Below are 21,917 nucleotides of genomic sequence, written 5' to 3'. Positions count from 1 at the left end.
ATGATCCACTTGCAAGCTGCCCGATGAGGCGGCGCGGCCGCCTTGGCGCGGCCCAATACTAAAGGCTTGCGACCACCACGCCAGGTGTCTCCGCAGGCCATATGGGTTGGATGTCCAGGAGCGGAGTTGGAATGGCGACCGTCGATATTCGCGGAGTGAAAAAGGCCTATGGCACGACTGCGGTAATTCACGGCGTGGACGTGAATATCCGCGACGGTGAGTTCGTGGTGCTGGTCGGCCCCTCCGGCTGCGGAAAGTCCACGCTCCTGCGCATGATTGCGGGCCTGGAGAATATCACCGGGGGTGAGATCCTTATCGGCAACCGCGTGGTCAACGATCTCCCGCCGAAGGAGCGGGACATCGCCATGGTGTTCCAGAACTACGCGCTCTACCCGCACATGACGGTGGGCGCGAACATGGGCTTCTCCCTGAAGCTGCGTGGCGCGCCGAAGACCGAGATCGACGGCCGGGTACAGCGGGCGGCGGAGATTCTCGGCCTCTCCCATCTGCTGGAGCGCTATCCGCGCCAGCTTTCCGGCGGCCAGCGCCAGCGCGTCGCCATGGGGCGCGCCATCGTGCGCGATCCGCAGGTGTTCCTGTTCGACGAGCCGCTCTCCAACCTCGACGCCAAGCTGCGCGTGCAGATGCGCACCGAGATCAAGGAATTGCACCAGCGCCTGAAGACCACCACGGTCTACGTCACCCACGACCAGATCGAGGCCATGACCATGGCCGACAAGATCGTGGTGATGCATGACGGCGTGGTTGAGCAGATCGGCGCCCCGCTCGACCTTTACGACCATCCGATGAACCAGTTCGTGGCGGGCTTCATCGGCTCTCCGGCCATGAATTTCATCAAGGGCACGGTGCGGGTGAACGGCACCGCCTCCTTCGTGACCGATGGCGGCGCGACCCTGCCGGTGGAGGGCGTCCCGGGCAATGTGGACGGCCGCCGCGCGGTCTACGGGCTGCGGCCCGAGCATGTGCGCATCGACCCCAACGGCGTTCCCGTCGAGGTGGTGGTGGTGGAGCCGACCGGGTCGGAAATCCTCGTCGTCGCGCGCCTCGGCGGACAGGACATCACCCTCCTGTTCCGCGAGCGCATCATGTTCCGGCCGGGAGAGACCATCCACATCACCCCGCATGCGGGGCTGGCCCATCTGTTCGACGAGGCGAGCGGCGCGCGCCTGGTCCAGTAAAAACGCCGAGAAGAGCCGCGCGGGAACGCACCGCAAGCGGCCGGCACTGAAGAATGCACGCAACGACGTGATTGGAGGAACGCTATGACCATTTCGAGACGCGACGTGTTGCTCGGCGGTGCTGGCCTTGCCGGTGCGGCCGCCGTCCTGCCAGGGCTCGGCGCCCTGCCGGCCTTCGCCCAGGGCGCGGCCATGCCCGATCTGAAGCCGGAGCAGGGCGCCTCCCTGCGCGTGCTGCGCTGGGCGCCGTTCGTGAAGGGCGAGGAGGACGCCTGGATCGCCAACACCAAGAAGTTCACCGAGGCCACCGGGGTCGATGTACGCATCGACAAGGAGAGCTGGGAAGATATCCGCCCCAAGGCGGCGGTGGCGGCGAATGTCGGCTCGGGGCCGGACATCGTGTGGGTGTGGTTCGACGACGCCCAGCAATATCCCGACAAGCTTCTGGACGTGACCCCGCTCGCCAACGCCCTCGGCGCGAAATATGGCGGCTGGTATCCCGGCAACGAGGCGTATGCGAAGGCCGACGGCAAGTTCATCGCATTGCCGCTCGCCACCATCGGCAATGCGGTGTGCTATCGCGACAGCTGGGTGAAGGACGCGGGCTTCTCGCAGTTCCCGAACGACACCAAGGGCTTCCTTGAGCTCGCCAAGGCGCTGAAGGCGAAGAACCACCCCATGGGCTTCACGCTGGGCCACGGGGTCGGCGACGGCAACAATTTCTGCCACTGGGTGCTCTGGAGCCACGGCGGCAGGATGGTGGACGACAAGTCCAAGGTGGTCATCAACAGCCCCGAGACCGTCGCCGCGCTGAAATACGCGGCCGAACTCTACAAGACCTTCATTCCGGGCACGGAAAGCTGGCTCGACGTCAACAACAACCGCGCCTTCCTCGCGGGTGAGATCTCGGTCACCGCCAACGGCGTGTCGCTCTACTACGCCGCGAAGAACGATCCGAAGCTCGCCGACATGGCGAAGGACATCAAGACCACCAACATGCCGGTGGGGCCCCTCGGCCCGGCGGAGCTTGCGCAGACCACCTCGGCCTGCATCTTCAAGTACACCAAGTTCCCCAAGGCGGCGCAGGCCTACATGGCCTTCATGTACGACGCGCCGCAGATGAATGCCTGGATCCAGGGCTCCAGCGGCTATTGCTGCCAGACGCTGAAGGCGTTCGCCAACAACCCGGTGTGGACCTCCGATCCCAACCACGCGCCTTATGCCAAGGCCTCCGAGCTGCTGCGGCCCAACGGCTATTCCGGCCCGCTCGGCCCGCAATCGGCCGCGGCCATGGCGGACTGGATCGTGGTGGACATGGTGGCGGAGGCCGCAACCGGCCAGCGCTCGCCGGAAGAGGCGGCCAAGCGCGCCGAGACGCGGGCGAACCGCATCTATCGCGGCTGACCCGTAGCCGCCCCGCTTTCGTCAGGGCAAGCGGGGCGGCACTTATCTTAACGCTTTGGAGCCGTCAGGCCCGGGCTCGTCCCGGGCGTCCACGGCCCTCCCTTAAGCGCGTACCGAGCGGAGCCGCGTGGATGGCCGGGACGAGCCCGGCCATGACGGCTTGTGTGGAGCAAGGGTTATTTTCATGGCGGACATCGCAGCAGGAGCCCCCGCGCGCAGGCGCTGGTGGGCGGGCATCGGCCAGGGGCGGCATGTGCTCGGCCTTCTCTTCCTGCTGCCTGCGGCCGTCTTCCTGCTGTTCTTCCTCACCTATCCGCTCGGCCTCGGCGTGTGGCTCGGCTTCACCGACACGCGCATCGGCCGCGCCGGCGTGTTCATCGGCCTCGAAAACTACCAGTCGCTGTGGGAAGACAGCGTGTTCTGGCTCGCCGTCTTCAACACGCTACTCTACACGATCGCCGCCTCGATCCTGAAGTTCGCCCTCGGGCTGTGGCTGGCGCTGCTGTTGAACCAGCATCTGCCGTTCAAGTCGTTCTTCCGCGCCGTTGTGCTGCTGCCCTGGGTGGTGCCCACCGTGTTGTCCGCCATCGCCTTCTGGTGGATCTTCGACGCGCAGTTCTCGATCATCTCCTGGGCGCTCATCAAGCTCGGGCTGATCGACCACAACATCAACTTCCTGGGTGACAGCACCAATGCGCGCGCCTCGGTGATCGCCGCGAACGTGTGGCGCGGCATTCCGTTCGTCGCCATCTCGCTGCTCGCCGGCCTCCAGACCATCCCGGCCTCGCTGCACGAGGCGGCGACGCTGGACGGGGCGAGCGGGTGGCAGCGCTTCCGCTACATCACCCTGCCCATGCTCTCGCCCATCATCGCTGTGGTGATGACCTTCTCGGTGCTGTTCACCTTCACCGACTTCCAGCTCATCTACGTGCTCACCCGCGGCGGGCCGCTCAACGCCACGCATCTCATGGCGACGCTGTCCTTCCAGCGTGCCATCCCCGGCGGGCAACTGGGCGAGGGCGCGGCCATCGCGGTGGCGATGATCCCGTTCCTGCTCTCCGCCATCCTCTTCAGCTATTTCGGCCTGCAGCGGCGGAAATGGCAGCAGGGCGGAGGGGATTGAGATGAGCGCTCACGTTTCGAGGACAGCCCCATGAACGACCAGAGCGTCGCCGACCATTCCACCGGCATGAGCTATCTGGACAGCCTGCCGAAGCGGCTCATCACCGTGATGCTGCCGCTTCTGGTCTTCGTGTTCGTGCTGCTGTTTCCGTTCTACTGGATGGCGATCACCGCCATCAAGCCGAACCACCAGCTCACCGACTACGCCAATTACTCGCCGCTCTGGGTGGTGGAGCCCACGCTCGAGCACATCAAGTATCTGCTGTTCGAGACCTCCTATCCCGGCTGGCTCTGGAACACGATGCTCGTGTCCTTCTTCGCCACGGCCATCTCGCTCGTGACCTCGGTGTTCGCCGCCTACGCCATCGAGCGGCTGCGCTTCCATGGCTCGCGCTGGGTGGGGCTCGGCATCTTCCTCGCCTATCTGGTGCCGCCTTCGATCCTGTTCATCCCGCTGGCCCTGATGGTGTTCAAGATCGGCATCTACGACACCAAGCTGGCGCTCATCCTCACCTACCCGACCTTCCTGGTGCCGTTCTCCACCTGGCTGCTCATGGGCTATTTCCGCTCCATCCCCTACGAGCTGGAGGAATGCGCCCTGGTGGACGGCGCCTCGCGCTGGCAGATCCTCCTGAAGGTACTGCTGCCGCTCTCCGTGCCGGGGTTGATCTCGGCGGGCATCTTCTCCTTCACGCTCTCCTGGAACGAGTTCATCTACGCGCTCACCTTCATCGCCTCGTCGGAGAACAAGACCGTGCCGGTGGGGGTGCTCACCGAATTGGTGCGCTCGGACGTCTATGAATGGGGGGCGCTCATGGCCGGTGCGCTGATCGGCTCCCTGCCGGTGGTGATCCTCTATTCCTTCTTCGTGGACTATTACGTGTCGTCCATGACGGGGGCCGTGAAGGAATAGGCGCGGTGCTTTCTCCCCTTGCCGATCCGGTGGTGAACATGGCACCTCGGATGGGCAAGGCGGAGGAGCTGGAATGGTCGAGAAGTTGATCGAGCAGGTGTTGTTCCGCAGCCGCTGGCTGATGGCGCCCTTCTATCTCGGCCTCGTCATCGCGCTGCTGGTGCTGCTTTTCAAGTTCGGCCACGAGCTGCTGCATTTCGTGACCCATGCGGTGGGCGCCAGCGAGAGCGACGTCATCCTCGGCGTGCTGACCCTGGTGGACCTCACCTTCACCGGCAATCTGGTGCTGATCGTCATCTTCTCCGGCTACGAGAATTTCGTTTCGAAGATCGATCCCGCGGGGCATCCCGACTGGCCGGAATGGATGACGCGGGTGGATTTCTCAGGGCTCAAGCAGAAGCTGCTGGCCTCCATCGTCGCCATCTCGGCCATATCGCTGCTGAAGGCCTTCATGAACCTCGACGCGAATGCGGACACGACCCAGCTCATGTGGCTGGTGATCATCCATGTGGTGTTCGTGGGCTCGAGCCTCGTGCTGGCATGGTCCGACAGGATCGGCGGGCCGTCCCCCGGAGCGCACTGAGGGCAATCCCATCCTCGGCCGGGCTGCCTCGCGCCTCTATCGGGAGCAGACGCCTCATTCCCCCGTCGCGAGGAACCGTTCGGGGTCGAACACGTCGCCGAACTGCGTCGCGACGCAGTCGGGCTCCGGGCGCGGGGCGGGGACGGGCGGGCCGACTGCCGCATCGAACAGATCCGGCCGGTAGACCGAGATGGCCTCGCGCGCAGCATCCGCCGTCCACTCGCCCTGGCCGGCCTTGACGATCTGGCTGTACATCCACAGCGCATGGTCGAGGTTCGGCCGGTTGGCATTGTCGCGGTTCAGCACGAGATAGTCGGGGTGCGCGCGCAGCGCGCCGCCGGGCGCCGTGTGGAGGCGCCCGTCCAAAGTGCGCCTGAGGATATCGGCGGGCAGGCCGAGATGGCGCGGCTCGGCGAGGAGGCGGGCAAGGTCCTCGTGATTGGCCGGATCCTCGCACCAGCGGGCGGCGGCATGGAGCGCCCGCACGAGGCGCCGCAGCAGGTCCGGCTCGGTGTTGACGAAGCGGGCATGGACGCCCAGCACCTTCTCGGGCACCCACCCGAAGATCTCCGCGCCCAGCGCCGCGATGCGCCCCACATCCGCTTCCACCGCCACGCTGTTCCAGGGGCTGCCGACGCAGAAGCCGTGGATCAGCCCGTTGCGCAGGCTTTCCGCCGTGAAGGGCGGGGGGATGACCACCAGGCGCACGTCCTTGTCCGGGTCGATGCCGCCGGCTTTCAGGAAATGGCGGATGAGATAGGTGTGGGTGGAGAAGGAATAGACCGCAGCAAACGTGAGCGGGTCGTGCCCGGCCGCCCGGCGGGCCGCCACCACCCGGCCGAGGGCGCCGGCGGCGCCCAGCGCGGTGGAGAGGTCGGTGCCGGTCTCGCCCATCTCTTCATAGATGTCCTTGGCGATGGTGATGGCGCTGCCATTGAGGTTGAGCGCGAACGGCACCACGAGCGGCACCCGCACATGGCCGAGGCCCAGCGAGGAGGCGATGGCGAGCGGACCCAGCATGTGGGCGCCGTCCAGAAGGCCCACATTCACCTTGTCGCGGATATTGGCCCAGGAGACCTCCCGGTGCAGGTCGATCTCGATGCCCTCGGCCATGGAGAAGCCGCGCTCCGCCGCCGCGATGAGCACAGCGGCGTCGGTCAAGGGAATGAAGCCCATGGCGAGGCGTCTCATCGCAGGAGCTCCGCGGCGGTGATGATGGATTGGGCAATGTCGACGAGGCGCTTCTTCTCGTTCATGGCGGTGCGCCGGATCAGGCCGTAGGCGGTCTGCTCGTCGATATTCTTGGCCTTCATGAGGATCAGTTTCGCCCGGTCCACGAGCTTGCGCTCCTCAAGCTGGCTCTTCGCCTCCTCCAGCTCCTCCCGGAGCCGGGCGAAGGCGCGGTAGCGCGAGATGGTGGTCTCCAGGATCGGCCGCACCCGGTCCTTGCGCAGGCCGTCCACCACATAGGAGGCGACGCCGGCGGCGATAGCCTCCTCGATGGTGGACTTGTCCGACTGGTCCACGAACATGGCCACCGGCCGCTTCACCTCGCGGCTCACCTGGAACATCTGCTCGATGGTGTCGCGGCTGGGGTTTTCCAAGTCGATGATGATCACATCAGGGTCGATGGCGTAGATGCGCTCCAGAAGGTTGTTGACCCCTTCCAGGCGCAGCACGTTGACAAATCCCGCCTCCTGCAGCCCCTCGCTGAGGATGGCCGCACGGACGGGACTGTCATCGACGATGACGATGCGCAAGGAGAGATCGTTCGCCATGAACCTTCGCGACGCTGTTGGCCTCCACAGGCAAGGAGCGGACCACTCCCTGTCCCGCGGCGGACGATGAGGATGTGTGCCTCACCCGCCTGAGGCGGCAAGAGCGAAGTCGATGATCTTGTCGCGAAGCGCCGGCAAAGAGGGCGGGGTCTTCTGGAAGGAGACCCAGTCGGCGGGCACCGCATCGGAAAGCGCCTCCTTCAGCACCCTGGCCTTGGAATCCCCCGATGCCTTGTCCTCCAGCCATTGCAGCCAGCGCAGGTCCTCGATGCCTTCGCTGGTGGTGATCACCAGGGCATCGATGGTCGGCGCGGGCGCGCAGCGATCGCCGCTGAGCGGCAGCATGGCATAATCGGGCTCGCGGGCGTCGGTGGGGTCGCGCGGATCGCCGCTCCAGGCGCGGGCGTGCCATTGCAGATAGCCCCGGCCGCCCGTGCGCCACAGAAGGAAGCCGGCCGCCGCCCTGAAGTCGGGCATGTTGTACATCCAGGGGATGACTTTCTGGGCGCGCATCTGCTGGAAGCCGGACGCGCTCACCCCGAATCCGTCATTGACCAGCACCGTGTCGAACACCGGCAGGAGGTTGCGCTGCTTGGCATCGTTGAGCTGGCCTGAAATGGCGGCGTCCGGCGCGGCCGCCTTGATGGCGTCGCGGATGCTCTTGAACTCAGTGAAACCCGCTTCGCCCGGCGGCGGCTCGTCGGCGATGGACCAGAGGGGGTTCGGAAGCCCCGCCGCGGCCAGGGCGCGCTGGGCGGAGGCGATGTTCGGGCCGATCTTCGAGAAGCCCACCGCCTCCTGCATGTATTTGACGGAGGTGTAGTCGAAATAAGGGGGCAGGAAGCCGGCTTGCTTCACGAGGCTCATCTGCCGCACATAGCGGGAGAGCTTGTCCGGGGTCGGCATCACCATGTCGGGCGAGATGCCGTTGATGCCGAAGGCGCGCAGCGCAGTGTAGTCGCACACCATGCCCCGGTCCGCCTCGTCCGGCGCGGGCGGGAACCACACCTCCCAGTTGGGCGCCGCCATGTAATAGCCCACCGGCCGGTCGGGGAGGGGCAGGGTGACGGGGATCACCTCCACCATGGCGCTGGCTTCCACCTTGGTGCCGGCGATGTCGAGGGCGAGGGTCACGGGAAGGGTGCCCCTGGCGGTGTTGGGCACGGTGAAGGTGACGTTCAGCCGGCGTGGGACGCCGTTGACGACGCGCATGTGGGAGAGGTCGCCGTCCAGCACGTCGGAGGTGATGGCGAGGCTGTTCTCGCCGACGCCGCGGCGCATATAGGTCCACTTGCCCCAGCGCACGAGCGGGGTGATGCCGTCCGGCGCGGTGACCGAGACGTCGGGCATCAGGTCGTCCTGGTTGGAGAAGGCCAGGAAATCGATGGAGACCACGCCGCCGCGCGGCGCGCGGAAATTGGCCTGGAACGGCAGGCTCGGGTTCCAGAAGGGATGCTGGCTGCGCGGTGCGCCCGCAGGGAGGATGCGCAGCGTCACGTCCTTGGCGAGCGCCGGGTCCACCGGCTTGTCCACCACCGGCCAGCGCTCCAGATAGCGCTTGCGCCGCCAGTCCTCGATGGCGTCCACCGCCGTGTCGCTATTGCCTGGCTCGATGACCATGGCGGCGAGATAGCCGTTGTTCGGCGGCTGGTCGGACTGGAGTTGCACGACGATCTTGCCGTCGATGACAGGCACGGTGGCGGTGATCAGGCCCGAGCGGTCCTTCGCGTAAACCTCCCAGGGGCCGCCGTCGATCATGGCCTCCTTCCAGAGGCCGCGCTTATAGACTTGGTCCACCCATTCGCCCGGCGTCAGGCTCTGCTGGAGGATGACCTGCCCGTTGATGGTGATGGTGCGGTTGAGGGAATGGGGAAAATACTCCCACTCGCCCTGATCCTCGGTCCAGAGCGAAACCGTCGCGACGCTGCTCTTGGTCCAGGGGATGGTGATGGTGTCGATATTGTTGAGCCCGCTCGACAGCAGGGGATCGTTCTGGGTGCGGATCAGCACCCCGGCCGGATGGGACAGGCGGGAATCGTTGGGCAGAACGGTCTCGAAGCCCGGCACCTGGATGTCGGCGCTCGGCGCAAAGCGCAGCGCCAGCGCATCCGGCGGCACGGGCGAGCCCGCTTCCACATGCAGATCGTTGAGCGTGATGGGGCCCTCACCCTCACCGTTGGAGACGACGATGCGCTTCACCTTGGTGCGGTCCAGCCGCGCCTTAGAGGGAGTCACCCAGGAGGAGACCGGTGAGCGCAAGACAAAAGGGCCGGGGGGAAAGGTCGCGGTGGCGTTCACCCGCGAGTTCCAGTTGGTGGAGTTCACGTCATCCACCCGGAGATAGATGGTGACTGGCTTGGCCGACGTGTTGGTGCCGGAAACCACCAGTTCCTGGTTGGCGTCGAACGCCACCGGCGTGCTGAAATCCTGCGAGGCCGTCAGGCGCGCCCCCGCAAGCCAGGACTGGCCGTTCGTCACCGTGTTGGCGGCGGCCTTGGTGGTGGGCGTCAGCGCGCCGGAATTCTGCCGCGGCTCGATCTTCACGCTGTCGATCTTGGCCGGGGGCGTGCCCTGGTCGGTGAAGACGATGAAGCGGGTGAGCGCGTTTACGTCGAGCATGGTCGAACTCGGCGTCGGCAGGTTGTTCAGCGGTACCCGCATGACGAACGGGCCGGGCGGGAAGTTGCTGTTGGTGTTGAAGTTGGTCATCCAGTTCTTGGAGCTGGCATCGTCGATGCGCACCGAGAGGTTGAGCGTGCCGCTGCTGGTATTGACCCCGCGGATCACCAGGTCATCCCCCGGCGAGAAGGCGCGGGGCGGGGCGAAGCCCTTGTCCAGGGCCTCCTTGGTGTTGGTGTTGGTGAAGAAGGCGGGGATGCTGGCCGCCGGTGCGGCTGGGGCCGCCGCAGGTGGCGCGGCGGCAGCTGCGGCCACAGGCGCGGGCGCTGCAGCCGGCGCAGCGGCCGGGGCTGCGGGTGCCGAAACGGTTGGTGGTGCGGCCGCGAAGGGGCGCTCCGCCCGCATGCGTTCGACGAAATCGGGGCGAAACAGCATGATGCTGGCGGCCGAAGCGCCCAGCACGCCGAGGATGACCCCCCAGGCAAATCCACTGAACCAGGTGCGAAAGCTTCCCATACGACCCTCCTGGCCGGACGTTGACACGATCCGCGCGCCGAAAGCTATAGCCCCGAAGCCACCCCGGAAAGCCGCCGCCCGCCCGCCCGGTTCAACCGCGACGCGGCCGCTTGACGCGGGCGGCGTGCCTCGCGAAAAGCCACGTCATGCGGGATCTCGGGAATTATTCGCTTCGCGACTGGATGGGGGCCATGCCGCTCGCCCATGGCGCGCGGCGGCTGCGCAACATGGCCGTGGACCGGGTCTATGGGAAGCGGCAGGCGGAAGGGCAGGCGGCGCTTCTCGCTGAGCTGTCGCGTTTCCGGGGCGAGTTCCTCGTCTTCACCGTGGCCTTCAACATGCCCGAGGCCATTGCCTTCCTGTCCCAGGCCATGGCGCGCGCCATGCCGGGGCTTGCCCTGGTGGTGTGCGACAACTCCACCGATCCCGCCGCCCGGGCGCGCATCGCCGCGCTCTGCACGCAGGAGGGCCGGCTCTATTGCCCCATGCCCGCCGCGCCGCAGCTCCATTCCCGGCCGAACGGCTCGCGCTCCCACGGCGTCGCCCTCAACTGGATCTGGCGCAACCTCATAAGGCCGACGCGCCCCCGCGGCTTCGCGCTCATCGACCACGACCTCATCCCGCTGGCCGCGGACGATCTTTCCAGCCGCCTCGCGCACCAGCCGGTCTATGGCATGGTGCGGAAGGGAGAGCGGTTCGGCGGCTGGTTCCTGTGGCCCGGCTACAGCCTGTTCGATTTCGCGGCGGTGGAACACCTGCCTCTCGATTTCGGCACCGACACGCCTTTGACCCTCGACACGGGCGGGCAGAACTGGCGCGTGCTCTATCGTGACCTCTCCTTGCCGGCGCTCGACCGGGCGCAGACCTGGGAGGTCATGCTTCCCGATCCCGACACCGGCGAGCCGGAGCCCTTCCTCCTCGTGGACACCTGGCTTCATGTGGGCGGCGCCGGCCACCGTGGAGGCGGCGCCGCCGCCCTGGAGCGCGCGCGCCGGGCCTATGCGGCGGACCCGGAGGGACTGCTGGGGCGGCTCATGGCAACGGCTCAAGAGATCCCTTGAGTTCCGCGGCAGTTGGCGCCTCGGGTTCGCATTCGTGCGATGTTATCTTGTTGGCACGTTGGTTTTTGGGGGGATCGCCATGGTCGCGGCACGGACGCCTTTGTGGACATGGGCGTGGCCTCTCGTGGCCTGGGTGGTCCTGCTGGCGAAAATTTTCGTCGGCGGCGGGGGGATCATGGTCGCGGCGATCGGAATCGCCTTGCTGGCCACCGTGTTCGCGGCCGTTTACCACGCGGAGGTGGTCGCACACCGTGTCGGCGAGCCCTTCGGCACTCTTGTCCTGGCCCTCGCCGTAACGGTGATCGAGACCGCGCTGATCGTCTCGGTCATGATCGCGGCCCCGGTCGAGAAAGCAGGGCTCGCGCGCGATACGGTTTTCGCCGCCGTGATGATCGTGTGCAACGGCATCGTGGGCGCGTGCCTGCTCTGGGGCGGGGCGCGTCATCACGAACAGGGATTTCAGCTTCAAGGGGCGAGCGCCGCGCTGGCCGTTCTGGCCGCGCTCACCGGGCTCACCTTGGTGCTTCCGAACTTCGCCTCGAGCGAACTCGGCCCGGTCTACAGCGCCCCGCAGCTCGTCTTCGCCGGTTTCGTGTCGCTGGTGCTCTATTGCTCCTTCGTCTTTATCCAGACCGTGCGGCACCGCGACTATTTTCTCCCGGCCCAGGATGACGACCCGGAGGCGCACGCACCTGCGCCCACCGTCAGAACGACGGCTATAAGCGCAGGTCTTCTGCTCTGCGCGCTGGTGGCCATTGTCGGCCTTGCCAAGGCTCTGACGCCCACGCTGGAAACCGGGATCGCCTATCTTGAAGTTCCGAAGGCTGTGGTGGGGATCATCATTGCGGCGCTGGTGCTGCTGCCGGAAGGCTTGTCCGCTTTGAAGGCAGCGCGGCACAATCGATTACAGACCAGCCTGAACCTCGCGCTGGGATCCGCCCTCGCGACCATCGGCCTGACGATTCCGGCGGTTGCCGCTGTTTCGATGGTGATTGGGCAGCCTCTCGCGCTCGGCCTGGGTGCTAAAGACGTGCTTCTGCTGGCGCTGACCCTGTTTGTCGGCGTGATCACCCTGGGCACCGGCCGAACCACCGTGCTTCAGGGCATCGTGCATCTGGTGATCTTCGCCGCGTTTCTGTTCTTTGCGGTGGTGCCGTAAGCCCAAATAAAAAACGCCGCCGGTTGCCCGGCGGCGTTGAAAGCATCAGAAGCCGGAAAGGCTCACTCGGCGGGAGCCGCGGCAGCGGCCGTCGCGCCCTTGCCCTTGCCCTTCTTGTCCGTCTGGCGGTCGGTGCGCTCGGCGATGCGGGCGGACTTGCCGCGGCGGTCGCGCAGATAATAGAGCTTCGCGCGGCGGACCTTGCCCCGGCGCACCAGCTTGATGGAATCGATCAGCGGCGAGTGGATCGGGAACACGCGCTCCACGCCTTCGCCGTAGGAAATCTTGCGGACCGTGAAGTTCTCGTTGAGGCCGCCGCCGGAGCGGGCGATCACCACGCCTTCATAGGCCTGGACGCGGGTGCGCTCGCCTTCGACAACCTTCACGTTCACGATCACCGTGTCGCCGGGCTGGAATTCAGGGGTCGCGCGCTTTTCGGTGAGGCGAGCTGCCTGCTCGGCCTCAAGGGTCTGGATAATGTTCATGTCGCCAACCTTTTAAGCGGTCGCCAATGCAAGTTCCGTCCCCGGAACCAAGCCCCGGCGCCACATGGTGTCGTTTTAAGTTAAGGGACGGGCCGCCCTATATCGCAGAATAAGGCCGATGTCATGCGCTTTCGTTCATGGGAGCGTCATCTTCGCCCTTGCGGCCGGGGAGGAGATCCGGCCGGCGCTCTAGCGTCGCCGCCTCCGCCTGTGCCCGGCGCCAGGCGCGGATGCGGGCGTGATCGCCGGAGGTCAGCACCTCGGGGATGCCGGCGCCCTCGAAGAGCTGGGGGCGGGTATATTGCGGATATTCCAATAGCCCGTCCGAGAAGCTCTCGTCCGTCCCGCTCTCGCTCTTGCCCATGATGCCGGGGATGAGCCGCACGCAGGCATCGAGCAGCAGCAGGGCCGCGCTCTCGCCGCCGGAGAGCACCACGTCGCCGACGCAGACTTCCTCGAGGTTCCGCGCGGCGATGATGCGCTCGTCCACCCCCTCGAAGCGCCCGCACAGGATCACCGCGCCGGGACCTGCCGCCAGCGCCGCCACCCGCGCCTGGGTGAGCGGCCGTCCGCGCGGCGTCATGAGGAGGCGCGGGCGCGCATCCTCGGGCGGAGAGACGGCGTCGATGGCGCGGGCGAGCACGTCGGCGCGCATCACCATGCCCGGCCCGCCGCCCGCCGGCGTGTCGTCCACGGAGCGGTGCCTGTCGAGGGCGAAGTCGCGGATCTGCGCGGTCTCCAGCGCCCATAGCCCCGCCGCGAGCCCCTTGCCGGCCAGAGCATGGCCGAGGGGACCGGGGAACATTTCCGGGTAGAGCGTGAGGATGGTGGCGCGAAACGTCATGCCGCCGTGATGGGCGAGCGCGCGCCGAAGGTCAAATGAAGCGTTTCCCGCATGCCGGGGCCGAGGCTGAACCCGGCGCAATACGGAGCGTCAGGGACGGGGCGCGGCCGTCTTCGGCGCCCCGCCCGTCCCTATCAGGGCGGCTACTTGATCTCGAACAAGGTCGAGAAGCCGGAAATGTCGAACACTTCCCGGATCTGCGGCTGGAGGGCACGCAGGGCAAGGTCGCGCTTGGCGCCCCGCATGGCTTTGCCGGCCACGAGAAGGGCACGCAGCCCCGAGGAGGAAACATAGTCCACCCCGGCGAGATCGACGGTGATGGCGCCCGCCGTGCCGGAGATGGCATCCAGAAGGCTTGCCTCGAAGGGCTTCGCATTGGGCGTGTCGAGGCGCCCGGAAACCTTCAGCACCACGTCGGATCCGGCCTGTTCTCGCTCAATCTGCATAAGCCTCGCCCCGGTTGAGATGGTGAGTTTCGTGGTTGGGATTAGCCTCATTCGCAACGGGGCGCAATGTCATGGCAAGGCGGTGCACCAGCCAGACTGCGCGCTCGAAAAGGCTAAGTGCGGTAAGCAAATGCCGCGCCTCCTCCCCGGTGCCGAGGGGAGAGGCGGATAGCGCGCGTCGGATGCGGTCCAGGGTATCGCTGCGGTCGCTGGTCAGCGCGATCACGAGGTCGAGCTCTTCCGCCGTGCCGCCGCGCACGTCCGCAAGCTCGAACACGATGGTTCGCAACGCTTCGCAGAGATTGAAGGCGAGCGGGGGCGGGGCGGCGAAGCCGTCGATGAGGTCGGCAAAGCTCTTGAGGGTGTCCTGGAGCGCGTGGATCAGATTCAGCTGATCCTGGATGCGCAAGGCGAGGTCCAGATCCTCACGCGAGAGACGCCGGTCGATCAGTTCCACCAGAAAATGGTCCGTGGCGCTCGCGATGGCTTTTGCCCCGCGCCATTGGATCGCGCGCGCCTTCGTGTCGTCGGCGTGGCGTTGGTCGAGGTCCGGCAGGAGGTCGGGCAGGTGCTTCACCAGCCGGTCGGCCTCGCGGGCGACGAGGTCGAGGGCGGAGGGCGGGTCCGCCATGGCCTCATCGGTGATGAAATGGGGCCGGGAGACGTGATCTTCCCGGCTCGGCGGGCTGAAACGCCCGGCCAGCGCCTCGGTCGTCCGGCAGAACACGGTCACTGCCACGCCGCCGGTCAACTGAAGCAGCAGGAAGATGATGGAGATGGCGAGCGAGACGCCGGCCTGGTTGACCGCGGCGAGGGTGGCGCCGTCATGGAAACCCGTTGCGGCGCTGACGGCCCACAGGGCGAAGACGGCGGCGCATCCCACGGCCTTCACGATGATATGAACGAAGCAGAGCTGCTTGCCGGTGCCCTGAAGCCCACCGGCGGACACCAGGGTCGCGAGGCCGGAGCCGAAATTCGCCCCCAGCACGATGAAGAAGCTGTCTTCCAGGCCGAAAATGCCGGCGCGCACGGCCGCGACGCACAGGATGGTCGCGGTCGAGGAGGATTGGGTGATGATGGCGGCGACCATGCCGATGAGGAGGCCGACGGGCGGGGTTATGCCGGACAGCAGAGACGCCGCACTGTCGAGCGAGATGGACTGGGGCGCGGCCTTGATGAAATCGAGCCCGAGGAACAGCAGAGCGAGCCCCAGCAGCACGCCCATCCATTCCCGCCGCACCGGCGTCCGGTCGAACTTCACCTGATAGCTCAGGCCGACCATCGCGATGAGGTAGAAGATGATCATGCGCATATCGATGGCGGCGACGAAGACGAGAGCGGATGTCCCGACATTCGCGCCCGCCACCACCGGGATGGCTTCACGCGTGGAGAGGGCGCCGCCGCGCACGAGGTTGGCGGTGATCAGCGTCACGGCGTTGCTGGACTGGGCGATGGCGCCGGTGAGGGCGCCGGAGGCGAACCCGACCAGGCGCGAGCGCGTCGCCCGTTTCAGGATGGCGCGCATGCGCCGGCCCATGGCCTGCTGGAGATGGGTGCTCATCAGCTTGAGGCCGACGAACAGCAGGCCTAAGCCGGCAAACAATTGGGCTAAAGCGATCACCCCCGGGTCCCCTTCAAAGTGCTACGCTGTCATTCGGAGGGCTTGAGGCCCGCAATCAGGGTGAGCTGGTTGTGCCCGCCGACCCGTGCATAGGCGATTTCGCTCAGGAAGTGCCGCATCAGCCGGATGCCGTGCCCACCGATGCCGGCTTCTTCCACGCTGTCGGCAAGGTCCGGCTGCCGCGCCGCCGTCGGGTCGAAGGCCACGCCATTGTCGACGATGCGGACCGCCACCTTGTGGTCGGGCAGGCGAAAATACTCCACCCGTATGAGGGGCGTTTCGGTGCTGCCCTCGAAGCCATAATCGATGACGTTGACGACGGCCTCTTCCAGCGCCAGCTCCAGCCCGAAGCGCAGGGAAGCGGGCCAGCCATCCTGCTCGGCGATGCCTTCCAGCCATTCGGAAACCTTCGTGACCTCCTCCACGGACGCGCCGATGGTGAGCGACGATAGGATGCTCTCGCCGGAAGTGGGGGTCATGGGAATCCGAGTGCCCGCTTGAGGTCTGGTTGGGTGCCGTGCCCGAATGCGGCCGGAAGCGCGGCGCCGCCGCTTGCCTGCCACCGCCCAGGACGCCGCGCGGCATAACGCCGGACGAAGCGTCGCCTGAGCCGCTACCACGCTATATGTCCCTGCCGGCTCCGGCAATCCGCACGTCCCGCAACTCCGGTGCGTGCATCTCCCCCGGCGGCGTTTCCACAAGCACCGCGGTCGGCGGATCGCGATAGACGCGCCGCACGCCGCGCCCCGCGGCCACCATCACCACATTGGGGGCAACGCCCGCCGCCTCGGCCAGAAGATGGACCGGCAAATCGGGGCCGAACACCGTCACCCGGCGTCCCGGCTGCGCCAGATGGGCGGGCAGGTCGGTCACGTCGATGGTCATGAGGCTCATGGACGTGCCGGCGACGATGGGTACGCGGTGGCCGTCGAGAAGCACGTGCCAGGGATGGCGGAAGGTGAAGGGGATGCCGGCGGCATAGCCGGCCGCCACATGCGCGAGGCGCCGGGGCCCGGGGGCGTGATAAACCCCGCCATAGCCGACTTCGGCGCCGGCGGGCACGTCGTGCACCCGCAGGATCGGCGCGCTCAAGGTCGCGGCGGGGATGATGGGCTGCGGCTGGGACGGCGTGGTCTCCACCCCATAGAGCGCACTGCCGACGCGGGCGAGGTCCGCATGCCGTTCGCGCGGCCCGAACGTGCCCGCCGAGGCGCAGAAGCTGAGCGGGGCAGGCGGCAGGCTCTGGGTCCAGGCGCGGAACCGCAGCCATTGCCAGCGGTTCTGCGGCGCGGCCGGGTCGGCGAAGCGCGCCAGATGGGTGACGTAGGCGGCGATGGACAGCCGGGCGAGCGGGGAGGGGTCGTGGGCGAGCGCACGCACGTCCCCTAGCTGGAGACCGAGCCGGTTGATGCCCGTGTCGAGCTGGATGGCGACCTCCGGCCGAGCCTCGCCAACAGTGGCGGCGGCGCGGGCGACCTCGCCGGCGTCCAGCAGCACCGGGATGGCGCCGACGGCCCGGAAGTCGGCCAGGGAATAGCCGGCGAGCCCGTGGAGAACGAAGATGCGCCCATGGGGGAGCACGCGGCGCAGCTCCACCGCCTCGTCCAGGTCCGCCACCCAGAAGTCGCGGCAGCCCAGCCGGTGCAGCAGGGGTGCGATGCGGGGGGTGCCGAGCCCGTAGGCATCCTTCTTCAAAACCGCGCCGAGACTGCTCCCCGTATAGGTGTCGCGGGCGATGAGAAAATTGCGGCGCACGGCGCCGAGGTCGATCAGCAAAGCGGGGCGGTCGGCGGGGAGGGCGTCGGTCACGGCTTGGCCGCCGGGCGGGCGAAGGCGAGGGAGGGGCCAGAGGGGCCATCGCGCAGCGCGACGCCGCGCCATCCCGCAGCCAGCAGGGCGGCCTGCTCCTGCGTTGCACTGGCATCTAGAAGCATGTGCCCCTCCTGCTCCATCCGCTCGGTGTTCCGCACCATCACGTAGCGCAGATGTCCGCCGTAATAGGGCTTGATAGCGCGAATGGCGAACCCTTCGGCAAGAAGATTTCCCCAACTGGCGCTGTTTGCCGGTGCAGAGGTGGCAAAGAGGATCGGCGGCGTCCCGGCCACGCCGTCCAGCGCGAGCCGCACGCGCGCCGCGATCAAGGCGCGCTGCAGGCCGCGCCCGCGATAGGCCAGGGCCACCGAGGCGCCCGCCAGCTTCATCAGCGGGACATCGAAGGGAAGACCAATCGCCGCGCGCGGATCATCGCTTGCCGGCACATGGTGCTGAAGCACGCCGTAAGCCACCAGCGCCTCACCTGCGAACACGCCCACCATGCGCCCGCGGGGGCCGAGCATGTCGGCGAGGAAGTCGCGGGTCTCGGGCTTCACCACCTCAGGCCCGAGGCCAGCCATGACCGCGCGGTGCAGCGCCTCGACCCTGTCGAGGTCGGCGGCGCCGAGGGGGCGCCAGATCAGGTCGTCGTCCGGCGGCACGGCGTCAGCTCGTGACGATTTCCGCGTAGTTCAGCATGGCGATGGGCGGGTAGATGCCGAGCGTCTTGGCAATCCGCATATTGATGATGAGCGAGAAGCGCTTCAGCGTCTCGATGGGCACATCCTCGGGCGCCTTCTTCTGCACCAGGATCTCGATGGCCTTGGCGGCGGCGAGCTGGCCCACGGAATAATAGCGGCTGACGAGGCCCACCAGGGCGCCGCCTTCGCGCACGCCGAGCTCGGCGGCGGCGAAGGTGGGCAATCCCACCTCCAGGGCCGCGGGGGTCACCTTGTCATAGATGGTGCCGAGGAAGGTGTCGGGCAGCAGGTAGAGCCAGTCCACCTTCTCCGCCCGCATCTGCTTGATGAGATCGACGACGCCGTCCGACGTGGGGCGGCCGCTGGAATCGTTGTGGAACGGCTTGGCGATGATGGTCGCGTTCATCTTGGCGGCCACGGCCTTGGCCTCTTCGACGATCACCACCGAGTTCTGCTCATTGGTGGAATAGAGGATGCCGACCTTGCTGAACGGCAGATAGGCCTGCATGGCGCGCATCTGCACGTCCGTGGGCACCACGTGGACCGCGCCAGTTACGTTGCGCCCCGAGGATTCGAAGCTCTTGGCGATGCCGGCGCGAACCGGCGCGGCGACCAGGGCGAACACCACGGGAGTGTTGTGCACGTAGGCCGGATCGGTATTGCCCAGGGGGCCAACCACGCCGAGGGTCACCGACGTGCCCCAGGTATAGATGAGGTCGGGCTTGAGCGTCGCCCGGTCAGCGATCAAGGCGGGCACGTTGCGCGGATCGCGGTCGGCGTCGCGCACGATGAATTCGGCCTTCACGTCGGCGGCCTGGAAAAATTCCCGGAAGCCCCGCTCCACGTCGGTCTCGCCGCGGAAGGTGAGCATCAGGATCTTGAAGGGCTTGTCCTGCTGCGCGCGCACGGGCGTTGCGCCCATGAGGCCGGCGGCGCCGGCTCCCAGGCCGAGGGAGAGGAGAGAGCGCCGGTCCATCACAGCGGGCTTCCTTCCGGTGCGGCATCGCCATCACTGCGGGCGGTGCGGGGGGTAGAGGGTTGACTGCGTCCAGATAGCGCGAAGCCGAGGGCGCCGGCTACAACCAAAATGCCGATGCTGACGCCGGAAGAGGCAAAACCCACCGCCGCCAGCAAAAGACCGGCCGCCGCCGGCCCCACCGCATTGCCCGTGCGCTCGATCAGCCGGAACAGGCCGAGCACACCGGCCGAGCCGGCGCCGGGCACATGCTGGGCGCTGTCGGCCACGAGGGCGGACTGGGAGGCGATGGACATGGCCTGCCCGAGGCCCAGCAAGGCCAGCACGCCGGCAATGATCGCCGGGGACGTGCCGGCCAGCAGCAGGAGCGTGCCGGCGCCCGCCAGAAGGCTGCCCATCACCACGAAGCCGGCGCGGGCGTTCAGCCGCTCGGCCAAGGCGGCGAAGGCGGGAACGGCGATGACCATCAGCACCGGATAGATCATCTGCAGCCGGCCGATGGCGGCGGCGCTGTAGCCTTGCCGCTGAAGCTCCACCGGCACCAGATAGAAGCAGATGGCGACCAGAAGGATCTTGGCCGGCAGGGCGCAGCCGAACAGCAGCGCCGCAAGGCGCGGCGCGCGCAGGGCGGAGCCGAGGTCGGACAGCCCCACGCCCTGCACATCCTTCTTCGGCTGCGAGCGCGGCAGGCTCAGCAGCGCCACCAGGAGGGAGAGCGCGGCCAGCGCCGCAGAGGCAAGGAAGGCGGTGTGGTCGCCGAGCCGGTCGGCGAGCACGCCGCCGATGGGCGGCCCGCACAGGCCCGCCACCAGGATGGCCCGCACGAACACCGCGAGCCCCGCGGTGCGCTCCGAGGGCCGGGAATGGTCGATGACGTGCCCCTGGGCCGAGACGAACACCAGCGCATAGCCGATGGCGGCGGTGAGGCGGCTGCCGAGGAAGAGGAAATAATTGTCGGTGAGGGCTGAGAGGACGTAGCTCGCGACGGCGATGGCGGCGCCGATGATGAAGCCGCGCTTGCGCCCCAGCCGCTCGGACGCCACCGCGAACGGAAGCTGGCAGAGCGCGACGCCCGCCATGAAGATCACGATGGGCAGCGAGATGGCGAAGTCCACGCTCATATGGAGATTGGCCGGCACCACCTCCGCCGCGAGGCGCGGCAGGAACGGACGCGCCAGCTCCTCAGCCATCATGAACAGGAACAGGGCTGGGCGGATAACCGTGGCGGCGTGGTTCTCGCCCGCATGGGTTGTTCCAAGTCCCGTGCGCGCGCTGAGCGCGTCCAGGCTGCTGATGGCTTCGGCATCGCCACGCCGCGCCGCCTCGCTCCGCGCTTTCTGGTGGCGGGCGTGCAGCAGGGCCACATGGGCGTCGATGGGGGCCACCAGGGGGGAGGCTTCCGTCGTGTCGGAATGCATCCAGAGATGCCCGCGCGACAGCGCGCGCACCCGGGCTTCCAAAGCAGCGAGCGCCTCCACGCCGCGCGCGCCCACCACCAGCGCCACCAGTTCGAGGGCCACCAGCAGCGACACCATGCCGATGAAGGCGACATCGATGAGCACCGCATTCACCTGGCCCGAGACGACGCTCGGATCGATGGTGATGATGAGGCTTGCCAGCGGCACGCCGCTGCGCGCGGTCACGGCGGTCACCACCTGCGGTGCATTCGCCTCTTCCGGCGGTGCGCCGGCCCGGCCGAGCACGGCCCCGGCGGGGGTGATGAGCTTCAGCTCCGCCAGTTCCACGTTGGCGCGCCGCAGGCCCTCCAGATAGGTGTCGACGCCCACCAATTTATCCAGCGGCACGCCGGCCGTGACGGCATTCTCCACCAGCGAGGCGGCGGAGCGGCCGACGGATTCCGCCTGCGCGGCGATGGCGGGGACGATGGTGCGCTCCACCGCCTCGCGCGCACTCCAGCCGATCACGACGAGGGCGGCGCACAGGATGGCGGCGATGGCGATGGATATGCCCGCTCTGAGGCCGATCATGGGCGATCCTCCGCGCGGAAGGTGGAATGGGCGGCTTCCGCTTCCGCCAGGGCGGAGCGCGCGGCGCGCGGCCAGAAGGCCGGGTTCGCGGCGCGCTTGGCGGCACGGCCGAGGCCGCCGGCCAAGAGAAGGCCGATGGCGATGGTCGCCAGCGCGGCCCCCGCCAGCGTCGGCAACGCGATCACCCCGAGTTCGCCCGAAAGCGCCGCCGCGCCGGCCGCAAGCGCCGCCGGGTCGTAGCGCACCACCACATTGCCGATGGTGGCGGCAAGGTCGTTTTCGATGCGCCGGCTGATGCCGTTGGCCGTCCGTGCGCCCTCGCCTCCGCCGATTCGGTCCGGATCGCTGCTGTAGAGCACCCGCTGGCGGTCATCGGTGACGTCGATGGAGAGAATGGTGTGGTCGAGGCGCGCCTCCCGGCGCAGCAATTCGGCCAAGGTGGTTTGCGCCGGCAATGCGATGCCGAGGGAGGCGGCGGTCTGGGCGCTGCCGGCAATGCGCTCCGCCGTGATGGCGAATCGCGCTTCCACGGCTTTCCTGTGGGCGTTCTGCAGGGTGACGAAGGAGAAGTAGGCGCCGAAGGCGACGCAGGCTGCGGCGATCAGGGCGAATACGACAATCAGGCCGAGGGAGGTTCGGATCATTCCGGCTGCTCGCAAAGACGCACGACGTCAGACTCGCCTGCTGGAG

Annotated in this window: 20 protein-coding genes; 7 read left to right on the top strand and 13 right to left on the bottom strand. The window is 67.5% G+C overall.

Annotated elements, in window-relative coordinates:
• The first annotated feature begins 131 nt into the window (after nucleotides 1–131).
• The 5 genes from ABLE91_RS02215 to ABLE91_RS02195 all read left to right on the top strand — a co-directional run bounded on the left by ABLE91_RS02215 (nucleotide 132) and on the right by ABLE91_RS02195 (nucleotide 5,221).
• Nucleotides 132–1,199 (top strand): ABC transporter ATP-binding protein, encoded by a 1,068-nt coding sequence (locus ABLE91_RS02215; RefSeq protein WP_348928001.1) that lies wholly within the window; start codon nucleotides 132–134, stop codon nucleotides 1,197–1,199.
• Between the two features lie 84 nt (nucleotides 1,200–1,283).
• The gene (locus ABLE91_RS02210; RefSeq protein ID WP_348928000.1) at nucleotides 1,284–2,603 is read left to right on the top strand and encodes an ABC transporter substrate-binding protein; all 1,320 of its coding nucleotides are present in this window, start codon (nucleotides 1,284–1,286) and stop codon (nucleotides 2,601–2,603) included.
• A gap of 184 nt (nucleotides 2,604–2,787) precedes the next feature.
• A complete protein-coding gene (locus tag ABLE91_RS02205) occupies nucleotides 2,788–3,726 on the top strand; it encodes a carbohydrate ABC transporter permease (protein ID WP_348927998.1) in 939 nt (312 codons plus the stop codon).
• A 30-nt stretch (nucleotides 3,727–3,756) separates the two neighbouring features.
• Nucleotides 3,757–4,638 carry a carbohydrate ABC transporter permease gene (locus ABLE91_RS02200; protein WP_348927996.1) on the top strand — a complete coding sequence of 294 codons (882 nt, stop codon included), beginning with the start codon at nucleotides 3,757–3,759 and terminating at the stop codon, nucleotides 4,636–4,638.
• A 73-nt stretch (nucleotides 4,639–4,711) separates the two neighbouring features.
• The gene (locus ABLE91_RS02195) at nucleotides 4,712–5,221 is read left to right on the top strand and encodes a TIGR00645 family protein (protein WP_348927994.1); all 510 of its coding nucleotides are present in this window, start codon (nucleotides 4,712–4,714) and stop codon (nucleotides 5,219–5,221) included.
• Between the two features lie 54 nt (nucleotides 5,222–5,275).
• On the opposite strand, the gene ABLE91_RS02190 is transcribed toward ABLE91_RS02195, so the two are convergent.
• The 3 genes from ABLE91_RS02190 to ABLE91_RS02180 all read right to left on the bottom strand — a co-directional run bounded on the left by ABLE91_RS02190 (nucleotide 5,276) and on the right by ABLE91_RS02180 (nucleotide 10,134).
• Nucleotides 5,276–6,412: a CmpA/NrtA family ABC transporter substrate-binding protein gene (locus ABLE91_RS02190; protein ID WP_348927992.1), complete on the bottom strand. Its 1,137-nt coding sequence runs from the start codon at nucleotides 6,410–6,412 to the stop codon at nucleotides 5,276–5,278.
• Complete coding sequence (locus ABLE91_RS02185) at nucleotides 6,409–6,999, bottom strand: ANTAR domain-containing response regulator (RefSeq protein ID WP_348927991.1); 591 nt, start codon at nucleotides 6,997–6,999, stop codon at nucleotides 6,409–6,411. The genes ABLE91_RS02190 and ABLE91_RS02185 overlap by 4 nt, the downstream gene beginning before the upstream one ends.
• A gap of 81 nt (nucleotides 7,000–7,080) precedes the next feature.
• The gene (locus tag ABLE91_RS02180) at nucleotides 7,081–10,134 is read right to left on the bottom strand and encodes a hypothetical protein (protein ID WP_348927989.1); all 3,054 of its coding nucleotides are present in this window, start codon (nucleotides 10,132–10,134) and stop codon (nucleotides 7,081–7,083) included.
• 146 nt (nucleotides 10,135–10,280) lie between these two features.
• Here ABLE91_RS02180 and ABLE91_RS02175 point away from each other — a divergent pair, with 146 nt between their 5' ends.
• Both ABLE91_RS02175 and ABLE91_RS02170 read left to right on the top strand, forming a co-directional pair.
• Nucleotides 10,281–11,195: a hypothetical protein gene (locus ABLE91_RS02175; protein WP_348927988.1), complete on the top strand. Its 915-nt coding sequence runs from the start codon at nucleotides 10,281–10,283 to the stop codon at nucleotides 11,193–11,195.
• Between the two features lie 79 nt (nucleotides 11,196–11,274).
• Entirely contained in the window at nucleotides 11,275–12,354 is a 1,080-nt protein-coding gene (locus ABLE91_RS02170) for a calcium:cation antiporter (RefSeq protein WP_348927986.1), read from the top strand.
• Nucleotides 12,355–12,416: 62 nt separating this feature from the next.
• Here ABLE91_RS02170 and rplS read toward each other — a convergent pair whose 3' ends face one another.
• From rplS to ABLE91_RS02120, 10 genes are all read right to left on the bottom strand, one after another.
• Complete coding sequence (gene rplS / locus ABLE91_RS02165) at nucleotides 12,417–12,839, bottom strand: 50S ribosomal protein L19 (RefSeq protein ID WP_348927984.1); 423 nt, start codon at nucleotides 12,837–12,839, stop codon at nucleotides 12,417–12,419.
• A 121-nt stretch (nucleotides 12,840–12,960) separates the two neighbouring features.
• Nucleotides 12,961–13,683, bottom strand: a complete 723-nt coding sequence (trmD, locus tag ABLE91_RS02160; RefSeq protein WP_348927983.1) for a tRNA (guanosine(37)-N1)-methyltransferase TrmD — start codon at nucleotides 13,681–13,683, stop codon at nucleotides 12,961–12,963.
• Nucleotides 13,684–13,826: 143 nt separating this feature from the next.
• Nucleotides 13,827–14,129 (bottom strand): STAS domain-containing protein, encoded by a 303-nt coding sequence (locus ABLE91_RS02155; RefSeq protein ID WP_348927981.1) that lies wholly within the window; start codon nucleotides 14,127–14,129, stop codon nucleotides 13,827–13,829.
• Entirely contained in the window at nucleotides 14,119–15,750 is a 1,632-nt protein-coding gene (locus tag ABLE91_RS02150) for a Na/Pi symporter (protein WP_348927979.1), read from the bottom strand. Before ABLE91_RS02150 ends, ABLE91_RS02155 begins: the two co-directional genes overlap by 11 nt.
• Nucleotides 15,751–15,779: 29 nt before the next feature.
• A complete protein-coding gene (locus tag ABLE91_RS02145) occupies nucleotides 15,780–16,229 on the bottom strand; it encodes an ATP-binding protein (RefSeq protein ID WP_348927977.1) in 450 nt (149 codons plus the stop codon).
• A gap of 142 nt (nucleotides 16,230–16,371) precedes the next feature.
• A complete protein-coding gene (locus ABLE91_RS02140) occupies nucleotides 16,372–17,559 on the bottom strand; it encodes an alanine racemase (RefSeq protein ID WP_348927975.1) in 1,188 nt (395 codons plus the stop codon).
• Nucleotides 17,556–18,224, bottom strand: coding sequence for a GNAT family protein (locus ABLE91_RS02135; protein WP_348927973.1), 669 nt, complete (start codon nucleotides 18,222–18,224; stop codon nucleotides 17,556–17,558). The genes ABLE91_RS02140 and ABLE91_RS02135 overlap by 4 nt, the downstream gene beginning before the upstream one ends.
• 4 nt (nucleotides 18,225–18,228) lie before the next feature.
• Entirely contained in the window at nucleotides 18,229–19,239 is a 1,011-nt protein-coding gene (locus tag ABLE91_RS02130; protein WP_348927971.1) for an ABC transporter substrate-binding protein, read from the bottom strand.
• Nucleotides 19,239–21,227 carry an MFS transporter gene (locus ABLE91_RS02125; RefSeq protein ID WP_348927969.1) on the bottom strand — a complete coding sequence of 663 codons (1,989 nt, stop codon included), beginning with the start codon at nucleotides 21,225–21,227 and terminating at the stop codon, nucleotides 19,239–19,241. The genes ABLE91_RS02130 and ABLE91_RS02125 overlap by 1 nt, the downstream gene beginning before the upstream one ends.
• Nucleotides 21,224–21,871, bottom strand: a complete 648-nt coding sequence (locus tag ABLE91_RS02120; protein ID WP_348927968.1) for a hypothetical protein — start codon at nucleotides 21,869–21,871, stop codon at nucleotides 21,224–21,226. The genes ABLE91_RS02125 and ABLE91_RS02120 overlap by 4 nt, the downstream gene beginning before the upstream one ends.
• Between the last annotated feature and the right edge of the window lie 46 nt (nucleotides 21,872–21,917).

This window comes from Aquabacter albus, assembly GCF_040049275.1.
Taxonomy (GTDB): Bacteria; Pseudomonadota; Alphaproteobacteria; order Rhizobiales; family Xanthobacteraceae; genus Aquabacter.
Note: the sequence above shows the minus strand (reverse complement) of the source record. Positions and strands in the feature narration are given on the sequence as shown.